The organism is Nonomuraea sp. NPDC049378, assembly GCF_055586745.1.
Genome location: NZ_JBVJHP010000002.1, coordinates 42,097 through 55,113 on the forward strand (window position 1 = coordinate 42,097; position 13,017 = coordinate 55,113).

Consider the following 13,017-nt stretch of genomic DNA (forward strand, 5'->3'; position numbering starts at 1 on the left):
TCAGCGCTTGGAGACAAAAACGTGCGCGGCGACATCACGCGGAAGCTCCGCGGGAGTGTCGTCACTGTCACCGTCACCTGTCACCCGCACACCATCGTCGCTCGCCGCGAGCGTCACCTCGCGTCCGGGTTGTATCCCAACTTGCTTGAGTTTAAGCATCACAGCGGGATCGCTTTGCACTTGTTCGCTAATTCGGCGGATGACGACGGGCGTCTCCCTGGCCCCCGCGACATCGCACATCGTGGTGAGCGCGCTGTCGCCGGACTCGGCCGCCTCCCTGGCGCCCAGCTCGCCGAGCCCGGGGATGGGGTTGCCGTGCGGGCAGACCGTGGGGTTGTCGAGCAGCGTCACCAGGCGCGACTCCACCGACTCCGACATGACGTGCTCCCAGCGGCACGCCTCGATGTGCACCTCTTCCCACGGGAGCCCGATCACCTGGGTGAGCAGGCACTCGGCGAGGCGGTGCTTGCGCATCACCCGGGTGGCCAGCGTGCGCCCCAGCTCGGTCATGGACAGGTGCCGGTCGCCCTCGACGCGAACGAGGCCGTCACGCTCCATGCGCGCGACGGTCTGGCTCACGGTGGGGCCGCTCTGCTGGAGGCGCTCCGCGATGCGGGCACGGAGCGGGACGATGCCCTCCTCCTCGAGCTCGTAAATCGTGCGGAGATACATCTCCGTGGTGTCGATAAGGCCGTGTGCGGTCAAGGCAGTCCTCCCAACTGAATGCTACGCCGGTCGTGGCGGGGACTGGGCCCGTCCGCAGCGGGCACAGGAGTCACGAGAAGCCTATTGGGAGAACGACCGACGATGGTTATGGACGGCAACACCGGAGCGGCCCGGTTCCTTCCCGAGCACCTCGACCTCGACGCCCTGCGCCGGGCCGCTGCCCGCTGCGAGGGCTGCGACCTCCACCGAGCCGCCACCCAGACCGTGTTCGGCGAAGGGCCGAGGCGGGCGGCGTTCATGCTGGTCGGCGAGCAGCCGGGCGACCAGGAGGACCGGCAGGGGCACCCGTTCGTCGGCCCGGCGGGCCGCGTCCTGGACAGAGGGCTGCAGGAAGCCGGGATCGAGCGGGAATCCGGCTACCTCACCAACGCCGTCAAACACTTCTCCTTCACCCCGAGGGGCAAGCGGCGGATCCACCAGAAGCCGACGGCCGCCGAGATCGACGCGTGCCGGCCGTGGCTCGACGCCGAGCTGGCCGTGGTACGCCCCAGGGTCGTCGTGGTGCTCGGCGCGACGGCGGCCAGGGCGCTGCTGGGGCGGGAGTTCCGGGTGACCAGGCACCGGGGCGAGCCGGTGCCGCTCGGCGACGCGCTCGCGGTGGCCACCGTCCATCCGTCGGCGGTGCTGCGCGCGCCCGACAGGGACGACGCGTACGAGGGATTCCTGGCGGACCTGCGGGCCGCGGCCGCCGCCGCCTGACCCGCGTCCTGAGCCGCCTGGCGGCCCCCGGTTCGCCTGACCCGCGTCCTGGCCACCTGACCGGTCCCCGTGATCCGCCTAGCCGGTTTCCGGCGCCGCCTTGCCGGTGTCCTGGGCGGTCTGCTGGGCGGTCTGCTGGGCGCGGAAGTTCCTGAAGCCCGCCACCGACAGCCCGACGACCAGCACGGTCACCATGCAGGCGATGCCGCCGCCCACCCAGGCGCCGCTCAGCCCGAACGCCGTCGCGGTGGCCCCTGCCCGCAGGTCGCCCAAACGCGGCCCGCCGGCCACCACCACCATGAAGGCGCCCTGCAGCCGCCCCCGCATCTCGTCGGGCGCGTACAGCTGCAGGATGGACTGCCGCCACACCGACGAGATCACGTCGGCCACCCCTCCTACGGCCATGAACGTGACCACGAGCCAGAGCTCGTGCACGAGGCCTGCGGCCGCGACGGCCAGCCCCCACACGGCGATGACGACGACGAGGGCCACCCCCTGCCGCGAGACCCGGCCCACCCAGCCGGAGAACAGCGCGCCCGCGACGGACCCGATGGCCATGGCCGAGGTCATCCAGCCCAGCGCGATCATGGAGCCGCCGAACCGGTCGGCGGTCAACTCGGGGAAGAGGGCCCGCGGCATGGCGAACACCATCGCGATGATGTCGACGACGAACGACATCAGCAGCACCGGGCTCCTGGCGATGAAGCTGAGGCCCTCCAGGACGGCCCTGGCACCCGGACGGGTCACTTCGCCCAGCGGAGGCAGTGAGGGCAGCCTGAGCGCCGCGTAGAGGCTCCCCGAGAACAGCAGGGCGTCGACCGCGTACGCCGCGGCGTAACCTCCCGACGCCAGCACCACCGCGCCGACCATCGGGCCCACCACGGCGCCGATGCTGAACACCAGCGAGTTGAGCGCGTTGGCGGCCGGCACCAGCTCGCGGTCGAGGATCCGGGGGATGATCGCGCCCCTGGTCGGTCCGGTGATCGCGAACCCGGTGGCGTTGAGCGCGACGGCGGCGAAGACGAGCCAGATGTCGCGCAGGTCGAGCAGCGCCTGCACCAGGATGAGCAGGGTCGCCGCCCAGGCGATGACCGAGCCGACGATGAGCAGCTTGCGCCGGTCGACGGCGTCGGCCACCGCCCCGCCCCACAGGCCGAAGACGATCAGCGGCACGAGGTTGGCCATGCCGAGCAGCCCCACGTAAAACGAGGAGTGGGTCAGCTCCCACACCTGCTGGCCGACGGCCACGACGGTGGCGCCGACGCCGACGTGCGAGACGGCCTGGCCGAACCAGATCCGCCGGTAGGCCGGCACGCCCAGCGGCCGGGTGTCCACCACATGACGTTTGACCAGCTCCCCGAATGCCACTTAGGGCACTTTAAGGGGCCAGTCTCTCCAGAACCCATCCGGGTGGCGTGCGACGGTAGCGGAGCCGGTCGTGCATCCGGTCGAGCTGCCCCTGCCAGAACTCCACCTCCACCGGGACCACCCGGAAACCTCCCCAGAAGTCGGGCACCGGCGGATCCTCCGGCCAGCGTGCCGCCAGCTCCTCGTAGCGGGCGTCCAGTTCCTCCCTGGAGCGCACGACCGCGGACTGCCGCGAGGCCCAGGCGCCGATGCGCGAGCCGTACGGGCGGGACCGGAAATATGCGGCCGACTCCTCGTGCGGGATGCGGGTCACGGTGCCCTCGACCCGCACCTGGCGGCGTATGGGATGCCAGGGGAACAGCAGGGACGCGCGGGCGTTCTCGTCCAGGTCGCGGCCCTTGCGGGACTCGTAGTTGGTGTAGAAGACGAATCCGCGTTCGTCGTAGCCCTTCAGCAGGACCGTCCTGGCGCTCGGCCGGCCGCCCGCGGAGGCGGTGGCCAGGACCATCGCGTTGGGCTCGGGCAGCCCGGCGTCGAGCGCGTCCTGGAACCAGACCGTGAACTGCGCGGTCGGGTCGGGCGCGACATCGGACTCGAGCAGCGGCTCGCCTTCGTACGTGCGGCGTAGCCCAGCCAGCACGGGCGGGCGCGGGGTGGCATCCACAGGACGATATTCTTGCGCGCTCCTCCTGAGGATCCCACCCGACCCTCCCACCAGCGGCTTTGGCCTTACGGCGGGTCCCGAGACCGACCGTGAGCTGGGAGGGGGTTAAATTGACCCGCCGGTATCTCGACATCAACAGAGCGGTGGAGCTCGGGGCGGGAGAGCGAGGCATACGAAGCCGACGAGCCCCGAAGCGGCCACGACCGTAAGCAGAGCATTGCCGTGACATGGCAAGAAAGGGAGGCGGCCAAGCATGTCCGACTTCAAACCCGGCCTCGAAGGCGTCGTGGCTTTCGAGACCGAGATCGCGGAACCGGACAAAGAAGGGGGCGCCCTTCGTTACCGGGGCGTCGACATCGAGGACCTGGTAGGCCGTGTCCCGTTCGGACACGTTTGGGGCCTGCTGGTCGACAACCAGTTCCAGCCGGGCCTGCCGCCGGCGGAGCCCTATCCCATTCCCGTCCACTCGGGTGACATCCGCGTCGACGTGCAGAGCGCGCTGGCCATGCTGGCTCCCGCGTATGGCTTCAAGCCTCTGCTCGACGTCAGCGACCAGGAGGCACGCGACCAGCTCGCCCGCGCCTCCGTGATGGCGCTCTCCTTCGTCGCGCAGTCCGCGCGCGGCCTGGGCCTGCCGATGGTGCCGCAGAGCCGGGTGGACGAGGCCAAGACCATCGTCGAGCGTTTCATGATCCGCTGGCGCGGTGAGCCTGACCCCAAGCACGTCAAGGCCATCGACGCTTACTGGACCTCGGCGGCCGAGCACGGCATGAACGCTTCCACGTTCACCGCCCGCGTCATCGCCTCCACCGGCGCCGACGTAGCCGCCGCGCTCTCCGGCGCGGTCGGCGCCATGTCGGGCCCGCTGCACGGCGGCGCCCCGGCCCGCGTGCTGCACATGATCGAGGGCGTCGAGCAGCTCGGCGACGCCAAGAAGTACGTCCAGAGCGAGCTCGACAAGGGCAACCGGCTCATGGGCTTCGGCCACCGCGTCTACCGCGCCGAGGACCCGCGCGCCCGCGTGCTGCGCCGCACCGCCCAGGAGCTGGACGCCCCCCGCTACGAGGTCGCCGTGGCGCTGGAGCAGGCCGCGCTCGACGAGCTGCACGCACGCAAGCCCGACCGGGTGCTCGCCACCAACGTGGAATATTGGGCGGCCGTGGTGCTGGACTTCGCCGAGGTGCCCTCCCACATGTTCACCTCGATGTTCACCTGCGCCCGCACGGCCGGCTGGGCCGCGCACATCCTGGAGCAGAAGAAGACGGGCAGGCTCGTCCGCCCGAGCGCAACCTACACGGGGCCCTCGTCGCGCCCACTCAGCGACGTGCCGGGCGCCGACGAGGTGGTCGGCAACTACTGACCACGGTCCGTACGGCTGCCGCGCGGACTGCGGCAGCCGTACGCCAGGTCACTTGTCCGGCAGGTCCACGCACAGGGGGTCCTTCGTGGGCGGTTCGTTCGTGTCCAGCCGGCCGCAGCGCTTCACGGGGCGGCTGTAGCCCCATTCCGACTTCTCCACCTTCATGATCGCGATGGCCTTGTCGATGGGCGTGTGCCGCTCCGTGAGGTCGAATCCCACCACCCCACCCGATCCGGCCCATGAGGCGTTGCCCGACGTCCTGGCCAGCCGGTAGAGGATGTCGCCCCGGCTCGGCAGCGCCAGATCCCCCTCCCCTCCGGCCATGCCGGCCGCCTGGTAGGCGGCGTTGGCGGCGCGGTAGACCACGTCGGCGGCGTCGTACGTGAGGATGAGGTTGTCGTCGGAGGCCGTCGGGTGCCCCTTGTCCTGCAGCTTGCTGACGAACGCGGTGGCCGACGAGCGCGGCCACAACGCCCTGTGCGCCAGCGCCAGGTAGTAGACCTCGGCCTGCTTCGTGTTGGCGATCTCGTCGCCGTGGTCGGACACCACCTTGACGACGTCGTCGCCCGCGATCACCTTCACCTCCCCGCAGGCGTTGCCCTCGACGGCCGTCAGGAAGGCGCGGAACTCGGACGCCCGCCCGGCGTAGACGAGGACGTCGGGGTCGAGCGCGCACGCCTTCCCCGCCGCCGAGGAGATGCCGCCCTGCTGGACCGTGTACGAGATCCGCTCCACGTCGGCGCCCTCGTCCGTCAGGGCCTTCTCGAAGTCGTCCGCCAGGTTCAGGGTGTACACGTCGCCCTGCGAGCGGTCCTCGACGATGACCGCGGCCGGTTCGGCCACGCCCTTCAGGAGGGTCCGCCGGGCGAACCGGGCGCCGAACGCCGCCTGGCGGACGTTGGTCGGCCCCACCTGGAAGTAGTAGGGGGAGGGCTCGCCCGGCTGGTCGGGCAGCCCGGGGTTGCCGATGTAGCCGAACCGGTCCGCCGTCGCCGTGCTCGACACCATCGGGATCTTCGCCAGGTGCAGCTCCCTGATCGCCTCGCTGATGCCGGCCACGCTGCGCGGCAGGCCGACCACCCCCATCACGTGCCGGTCCCGCGCGGCCATGTCGATGATGAGCTGGGCCGTCCTGCGCCCGTGGTCGAAGTTGTCGCCCGCGTTCGCGATCAGCACGCGTAACCGGGGGGTGCTGGTGACCGTACGCTGGTATTCCTCGACCGCGGCGAGCTCGGAGACCGCGGCGGCGAGCCGGGTGTCGTCCTGCGCCGTCTTCTTGATCGAGAACTCTCCGAACAGGACCACGCTGATGTACCGGCCGGAGTCGATCGCGTAGCGGTTGTTCTCGTCGATCTTCTTGATCAGCGTTTTCACGTCGCCGTCGAACAGGGTCTCGGGCGTGTCCCTCGTCGCGTTGACGATGCCGACGCATTCCTCCTCGATCCGCTCGACCCACGGCAGGCCGCCGCAGTGCCCGGCCCTGTCGCGCTGGATCGCGTAAACGAGTGAGAGCGGAACGACCACCAGCAGCGCCATCACCGTCCAGTAGGCCATGGCCCGCCTGCGGCGCGGCGGCGACGGATCGTCCTGCGGCTCCGCGGGCACGGCCGTCGCCTCGACGGTCAGCCGCAGCTCGGGAACGCCCAGCCTGGCCGCGTTACGCCACTGCGCGACCGCCTTCTCCAGGTCGCGCAGCGGCTTCGGCGCCGCCTGCGCCGGGGGCACGCCGCCGGGCACGGCCGCCAGCACGAGCATCGGCACGAACAGGCCGGTCTTCTTGGTGATCTCCTCCATCAGCCGCAGGAACCGCGCGTTGGTGCCCCCGGGATCGGTGATCTGGAGGACCAGGAGGCAGTACTGGCCTCTCCCCCAGCTCGGCCACGGAATGATCCACTTCTTGTACGCCTCGTGCAGGTCCTGCATCAGGGCGTGGACCAGCAACTCCTCGATGTCGTCGTCCGGCGCGGCCGCCAGGCGCAGCGCGTATTGGGGCAGCCGCTCGAACCGCCGCCTCTTCAGGCTCGGCTCGCTGCTGAACCACCCGGTGAAGAGCGAGCCTCTGATCGACAACATGCCCTGTGCCGCGGTGCCGCCCAGGGCCACCAGGAGGCCGAGCAGCCAGGGGATGACCCCGACCAGGTCGGCGGCGCCACCGGCCCACCAGACGGCCAGGGTGCCCACCGGCACCCAGGTCGTGGCGGCGCGCGCCAGGAAGTCGGCCGACGTCTTGACGTCGTCGCCGCCACCACCGGCCATGCCGCGCCGCCAGTCCTTCAGCCGCTTCTTGTAGGCCTGGTAGTCGCTGTGCGACTGCGGGTCGGGGACGCGGCCGTCCGGCCTGTCCCGCGCCCACAACACGAACTGCGCGAGCGGGAAGCGCGGCGGCGGCAGCAGCGACCCGCCCACCGGCTTGCCCAGGCGGCCACGGTCGGTCCGGGCCTTGCCGGTGTGGTCCTCGTCGCCCGCCAGCGAGCTCACCAGGTCGAGCACCGACTCGTGCGCGCCGTCCGCGACGCGGGCGTAGGGGACGGCGGTCTCGAACGGCTTGGCGAGCCGGTCGACCGCCGCGAGCGCCTGCTCGCCGACCACCAGCACGGTCGGCAGGGGCGGATCGGCGCGCAGGAGCGCACGCCGGCGGATCAACCTCTCGATGACACTGCGCAGATCGGCCATCTGGGCGCTCCTCCAGCCGGTGCCGCCGTCGTGCTCAGCCAACGAACGATCAATGAAGGGGGTTCATCATGTCTCAGATGCCGGGCCCCGGTCCAGGGCATTCTCCGGCGCTCGGTAGGCTCCAGTACGTGGCTGACATCGTGATTCCCGCTGACATCAAGCCCGCCGACGGCCGCTTCGGCTGCGGGCCTTCGAAGGTTCGCACCGAGCAGCTGGCCGCGCTCGCGGCCTCCGGCGCGAGCCTCATGGGCACCTCCCACCGCCAGAAGCCGGTCAAGGGCCTCGTCGGCCGCGTGCGCTCCGGGCTCGCCGACCTGTTCTCGCTGCCCGAGGGCTACCAGGTCGTGCTCGGCAACGGCGGCACCACCGCGTTCTGGGACATCGCCGCCTTCGGGCTGATCCGCGACCGGTCACAACACCTGTCGTTCGGCGAGTTCTCCTCCAAGTTCGCCGCCGTCACGAAGAAGGCGCCCTGGCTGGGCGAGCCGAGCGTCATCACCTCCGAGGTCGGCGCCCACCCCGCCGCGGTCGCCGAGGACGGCGTCGACGCCTACGCGCTCACCCACAACGAGACCTCGACCGGCGTCGCGATGCCGATCGAGCGCGTGGGCTCCGGCGACGCGCTGGTGCTGGTCGACGCCACTTCGGGTGCCGGCGGCCTGCCCGTCGACCTCGCCGAGACCGACGTCTACTACTTCGCGCCGCAGAAGAGCTTCGCCTCCGACGGCGGCCTGTGGATCGCGATCATGTCGCCGCGCGCCCTGGCCAGGGTCGAGGAGATCGCCGCCTCCGGCCGCTACGTGCCGGAGTTCTTCAGCCTGCCGGTCGCGATCGACAACTCCGCGAAGGACCAGACCTACAACACCCCGGCCGTGGCCACGCTGTTCCTGCTGGCCGAGCAGCTCGACTGGATGAACGGCAACGGCGGACTGGCCTGGACCACCGCCCGCACGGCCGACTCCAGCTCGCGTCTCTACACGTGGGCGGAGAAGTCGTCCTACGCCACGCCGTTCGCCGCCCCCGAGTTCCGCTCGCAGGTGGTCGGCACGATCGACTTCTCCGACGACGTCGACGCCGCCGCCGTGGCCAAGGTGCTGCGCGCCAACGGCATCGTCGACACCGAGCCCTACCGCAAGCTCGGCCGCAACCAGCTGCGCATCGCGATGTTCCCGGCCATCGACCCGGCCGACATCGAGGCGCTGACGGTCTGCGTCGACCACGTCGTCGAGCGCCTCTAGCCGGCGCCGCTCCCGCCCTCCTGCCTGCTCGTCCGGCAGGAGGGCGGTCGCGTCAGTAAGGGCTCGCGGCGATCTCGCGCTTGCGGCGCAGCACCCAGGCGGCCACCACGCCGCCGATCAGCCCGAACAGGTGGCCCTGCCAGGAGATGCCCGGCTGGTTGGGCAGCAGGCCGGCCAGGATGCCCCAGTAGGCGACGCCCACGCCGATCGCGATGGCGAGGTCGAGCAGCCTGCGGTCGAACACACCGCGGGCCAGGATGAATCCGAAATAGCCGAACACCAGGCCGCTGGCCCCGATCGTGACCACGCCGGGGCTGGTCACCCAGGTGCCCAGGCCGCCGATCAGGATGATCAGCAGGCTGGCCCAGAGGAACTTGCGAACGTCGCGCAGCCCGGCCAGGAAGCCAAGGATCAGCAGGGGCAGTGAGTTGGCCATGAGGTGGCCGAAGCCGCCGTGCAGGAACGGCGCGAGCAGGATGCCGACCAGGCCGTCAGGGTCCCAGCCGACGATGCCGTACTGGTCGAGCGAGCCGTTGAGGACGACGTCGACGCCCTCGAGGATCCACATCGCGGCGAGCAGGGCGACCATGATGATCAGCATGCTCAGCGCCCCGGACAGGAGAGCGCCGGCGCCGCGTCTGGCCGAATCGAACCGTGAACCCGAATAGTCGCTCATGCGCCTCTCCCGGAGTCGTTGCCCTCTTCCTTTACCGTAACCAGGAAGAGCTACGCGCGCGTTGAAGAGGCCCCTCCCGCCCCCCCGGGGGAGCGGGAGGGGCGCGGCTATTCGCCCTTCCACCGGGGCGCGCGCTTCTCCGCGAAGGCGGCGGCGCCCTCCATGGCGTCCTTCGAGCCGAACACCGGGTTGATGATCGCGCCCTGCTTCTTGAACATCTCCTCGCGCGACCAGTCCTGCGACTCGATGATCACCTGCTTGGTCGCGGCGAGTGCCAGCGGGGCGTTGCCGGCGATCTTGCCGGCGAGCTCGAGCGCGCCCTCCAGCGCCGCGCCGGGCTCGGTGACGCGGTTGACCAGGCCGAGCTCGTACAGGCGGGAGGCCGGGTAGTGGTCGCCGGTCAGGGCGATCTCCATGGCCACGTGGTAGGGGATCCTGCGGGGCAGGCGCATGATGCCGCCCGCGCCGGCGACCAGCCCGCGCCTGGGCTCGGGCAGCCCGAACGTGGCCGCCGACGACGCCACGATGACGTCGCACGCCAGCGCCATCTCGAACCCGCCCGCGAGCGCGTAGCCCTCGACCGCGGCCACCAGCGGCTTCTTCGGCGGCGACTCGGTCAGCCCGCCGAACCCGCGCCCCTCAACCACGGGAAAGTCACCGGACAGGAACCCCTTCAGGTCCATCCCGGCGCAGAAGGTGCCACCGGCACCGGTCAGCACGTACGCCGAGATTTCAGGACGGGCGTCCAGCTCGTCCAGGGCCGCCGCGATCCCCCGCGCCACCGCCCCGTTGACGGCGTTGCGCGCCTTCGGCCGGTTGATCGTGAGGATCGCCACGTTCCCGGACTCCTCGACGAGCACTTCGTCAGACATGACAACCCTTCCGACGGGGTTACTTGGGCTGGAAGCGGATGCCGCCGTCGAAGCGGATGACCTCGGCGTTCATGTAGTCGTTCTCGATCAGCGACCGCACGAGGTGCGCGAACTCGCCGGCCTGGCCCATGCGCTTGGGGAACACCACCGGCGCCACCAGCTTGGCCTTGAACGCCTCGGCGTTGTCGTTGAAGCCGTAGATGGGCGTGTCGATGATGCCGGGGCAGATCGTGTTGACGCGTACGCCGATCGCCGCCAGGTCGCGCGCGGCGGGCACCGTCATGCCCACGATGCCGCCCTTGGAGGCGGAGTACGCCAGCTGCCCGGTCTGTCCCTCAAGCGCCGCCACGGAGGCCGTGTTGATCACTACGCCGCGCTGCCCGTCGGCGTCGGCCGGCTCGGTCTTGGCGACGGCGGCGGCGCCGATGCGCATGAGGTTGAACGTGCCGATCAGGTTGACCTCGATGACCTTGCGGTAGGAGGCCGGGTTGTGCGGGTTGCCTTCGCGGTTGACCGTGCGCTCCGCCCAGCCGATGCCTGCGCTGTTGACGATGACGCGCAGCGGCTTGCCGGTCGCCACGGCGGCGTCCACGGCCGCCTGCACCTGGGCGTCGTCCGACACGTCTGTCCTGGCGAAGACGCCGCCGATCTCGTCGGCGACGGCCTTGCCGCGCTCCTCGTTGAGGTCGGCGACGACCACGGTCGCGCCGGCCCGGGCCAGCTCGCGGGCGGTGGCCTCGCCGAGGCCGCTGGCGCCGCCGGAGATGATTGCTGCAGATCCGTTCACGTCCATATCCCGGACCCTAACGCGCCGACCGAATGAAGTTCTACTCGGGGCCGCTAAATAGCTCCCACAGCCGTGTCGACGTCGGCGTACACCTTGATCCGCCGGTCGAGGCCGGTCGTGCGGAGGATGCGCGCCACCGGCGCCTGCGGCGCCGCGAGGGACACGCCACCACCCTCCCCCGTCGCCAGCCGCCATGCCTCGATCAGCACCGACAGACCGCTCGAATCCATGAACGACAGCTGCTGCAGGTCGAGCACGAGCCTGGCGCCGTCCTGTTTGATGGCGTCACGCACCTCATCGCGCAGAAACGGCGCGGTGAACAAGTCGAGCTCACCCTCAACGGCCACCACCACGGCGTCACCAAGGGCGTGTCGTGCAAGCCGCAGCTTCATTTGGCCCCTCCTCGATGAGCCACTGTACTTCGACATCCCCGGAGACCGGGCATGCACAAACTACGAAGAGCCGGATGCAGGCGGGCTTCGCCCGTCAAACCAGCTCACATGACAGGGACGGCGAAGCCGTACGGGAGCTCCAGGCGGTGCCTGGCCAGCAGCTCTGCGTCGGAGAGCAGCGCACGCGTGGGGCCGTCGGCGGCGATCACCCCGTCGGAGAGAATGAGCGCGCGCTCGCACAACTCCAGCGCGTACGGCAGGTCGTGCGTGACCATGAGCACCGTCACGTCCAGGGAGCGCAGGATCTCCGCCAGCTCCCTGCGGGCGGCCGGGTCGAGGTTGGACGAGGGCTCGTCGAGCACGAGGATCTCCGGCTCCATGGCGAGCACCGTCGCGACCGCCACCCTGCGCCGTTGCCCGAACGACAGGTGGTGCGGCGGCCGGTCGGCGGCGTCCAGCATGCCGACCCGCGCGAGCGCGTCCTCGACCACGCGGTCGAGGTCCTCGCCCCGCAGGCCCGCGTTCGCCGGGCCGAAGGCCACGTCGTCCCTGACCGTGGGCATGAAGAGCTGGTCGTCCGGGTCCTGGAAGACCAGGCCGACGCGCTGCCTGACCTCGGCGAGGGTGTCCTTGCGTACGGGGGTGCCCGCCACGGTGACGCTGCCGTGACCGGCGGTGAGAATGCCGTTGAGGTGCATGACGAGCGTGGTCTTGCCGGCGCCGTTCGGGCCGAGCAGGGCCACCCGCTCGCCGCGGGCGATCGACAGGTCGACGCCGAACAACGCCTGCGTGCCGTCGGGGTAGGCATAGGCGAGCTGCCTGACTTCCAGAGAGTTCACAAGGACAGTCCCAACACTGCGAGGGCCGCGGCGGGCAGGGCGAGCGCCGTACCCCACTGGCCTACAGATGCCGAAATATCACGAATCATCGGCATCCGCCCCGAGTATCCCCGGCTGAGCATCGCGAGATGCACTCGCTCCCCCCGTTCGTACGACCGGATGAACAGCGCCCCGGCAGATCGGGCGACCACCGGGATCTGCCGGAAATTACGCGCCTCGAACCCGCGAGACTCCCGCGCCACCCGCATCCGCCGCATCTCATCCATGATCACGTCGAGGTATCTCAGCATGAACATGGCGATCTGCACCAGCAGGCTCGGCAACCTGAGCCGCTGCGCCCCGATCAGCACCTCCCGCGGCTCGGTGGTGGTCGCCAGCAGGACCGAGGCGGCCACGCCGAGCGTCGCCTTGGCCAGGATGTTCCAGGCCGCCCAGAGCCCGGGCACGCTCAGCGAGAGCCCCAGCACGGTGATCCGCTCGCCCAGCCCGATGACCGGAATGAGGAGGGCGAACAGCACGAAGGGCACCTCGATCACCATCCGCCGCGCCAGGTGCGCCACCGGCACCCGCGCGGCCAGCGCGACACCGCCGAGCAGCGCCGCGTAGACGGCGAAGGCCCAGAACCGCTCGCGCGGCGTGGCCACCACGACGAGGGCGAAGGCGAGGACCGCCAGCAGCTTGCACTGCGGCGGCAGCCGGTGCACCACCGAGCCACCTGGCCGA

General features: G+C 70.6%; 13 protein-coding genes. 3 read left to right on the top strand and 10 right to left on the bottom strand.

Going from position 1 to position 13,017, the window contains the following annotated elements:
- Nucleotides 1-705: a metal-dependent transcriptional regulator gene (locus ACZ6SA_RS04945; protein ID WP_443154690.1), complete on the bottom strand. Its 705-nt coding sequence runs from the start codon at nt 703-705 to the stop codon at nt 1-3.
- A 108-nt stretch (nt 706-813) separates the two neighbouring features.
- On the opposite strand from ACZ6SA_RS04945, the gene ACZ6SA_RS04950 reads away from it, so the two are divergent.
- Entirely contained in the window at nt 814-1,425 is a 612-nt protein-coding gene (locus ACZ6SA_RS04950; RefSeq protein WP_465826686.1) for a UdgX family uracil-DNA binding protein, read from the top strand.
- Between the two features lie 78 nt (nt 1,426-1,503).
- On the opposite strand, the gene ACZ6SA_RS04955 is transcribed toward ACZ6SA_RS04950, so the two are convergent.
- Nucleotides 1,504-2,793: an MFS transporter gene (locus ACZ6SA_RS04955; RefSeq protein WP_465826687.1), complete on the bottom strand. Its 1,290-nt coding sequence runs from the start codon at nt 2,791-2,793 to the stop codon at nt 1,504-1,506.
- 10 nt (nt 2,794-2,803) lie between these two features.
- Entirely contained in the window at nt 2,804-3,457 is a 654-nt protein-coding gene (gene pdxH, locus ACZ6SA_RS04960) for a pyridoxamine 5'-phosphate oxidase (RefSeq protein ID WP_347650549.1), read from the bottom strand.
- A 253-nt stretch (nt 3,458-3,710) separates the two neighbouring features.
- Here pdxH and ACZ6SA_RS04965 point away from each other — a divergent pair, with 253 nt between their 5' ends.
- Nucleotides 3,711-4,817 (top strand): citrate synthase 2, encoded by a 1,107-nt coding sequence (locus ACZ6SA_RS04965; protein WP_347650550.1) that lies wholly within the window; start codon nt 3,711-3,713, stop codon nt 4,815-4,817.
- A gap of 48 nt (nt 4,818-4,865) precedes the next feature.
- Here ACZ6SA_RS04965 and ACZ6SA_RS04970 read toward each other — a convergent pair whose 3' ends face one another.
- Nucleotides 4,866-7,532, bottom strand: a complete 2,667-nt coding sequence (locus ACZ6SA_RS04970) for a type 1 periplasmic-binding domain-containing protein (protein ID WP_347650551.1) — start codon at nt 7,530-7,532, stop codon at nt 4,866-4,868.
- Between the two features lie 86 nt (nt 7,533-7,618).
- Here ACZ6SA_RS04970 and serC point away from each other — a divergent pair, with 86 nt between their 5' ends.
- Nucleotides 7,619-8,728 (top strand): phosphoserine transaminase, encoded by a 1,110-nt coding sequence (gene serC, locus ACZ6SA_RS04975; protein WP_347650552.1) that lies wholly within the window; start codon nt 7,619-7,621, stop codon nt 8,726-8,728.
- 52 nt (nt 8,729-8,780) lie between these two features.
- On the opposite strand, the gene ACZ6SA_RS04980 is transcribed toward serC, so the two are convergent.
- From ACZ6SA_RS04980 to cbiQ, 6 genes are all read right to left on the bottom strand, one after another.
- Entirely contained in the window at nt 8,781-9,404 is a 624-nt protein-coding gene (locus ACZ6SA_RS04980; RefSeq protein ID WP_347650553.1) for a rhomboid family intramembrane serine protease, read from the bottom strand.
- 107 nt (nt 9,405-9,511) lie between these two features.
- On the bottom strand, nt 9,512-10,276 hold the full coding sequence (locus tag ACZ6SA_RS04985; protein WP_465826689.1) for a crotonase/enoyl-CoA hydratase family protein: 765 nt from the start codon (nt 10,274-10,276) through the stop codon (nt 9,512-9,514).
- A 19-nt stretch (nt 10,277-10,295) separates the two neighbouring features.
- Entirely contained in the window at nt 10,296-11,069 is a 774-nt protein-coding gene (locus ACZ6SA_RS04990; RefSeq protein ID WP_347650555.1) for an SDR family NAD(P)-dependent oxidoreductase, read from the bottom strand.
- A 47-nt stretch (nt 11,070-11,116) separates the two neighbouring features.
- Entirely contained in the window at nt 11,117-11,455 is a 339-nt protein-coding gene (locus tag ACZ6SA_RS04995) for an STAS domain-containing protein (protein WP_347616849.1), read from the bottom strand.
- A 104-nt stretch (nt 11,456-11,559) separates the two neighbouring features.
- On the bottom strand, nt 11,560-12,294 hold the full coding sequence (locus tag ACZ6SA_RS05000; protein WP_347650556.1) for an energy-coupling factor ABC transporter ATP-binding protein: 735 nt from the start codon (nt 12,292-12,294) through the stop codon (nt 11,560-11,562).
- Nucleotides 12,291-13,001: a cobalt ECF transporter T component CbiQ gene (gene cbiQ / locus ACZ6SA_RS05005; protein ID WP_347650557.1), complete on the bottom strand. Its 711-nt coding sequence runs from the start codon at nt 12,999-13,001 to the stop codon at nt 12,291-12,293. The genes ACZ6SA_RS05000 and cbiQ overlap by 4 nt, the downstream gene beginning before the upstream one ends.
- Between the last annotated feature and the right edge of the window lie 16 nt (nt 13,002-13,017).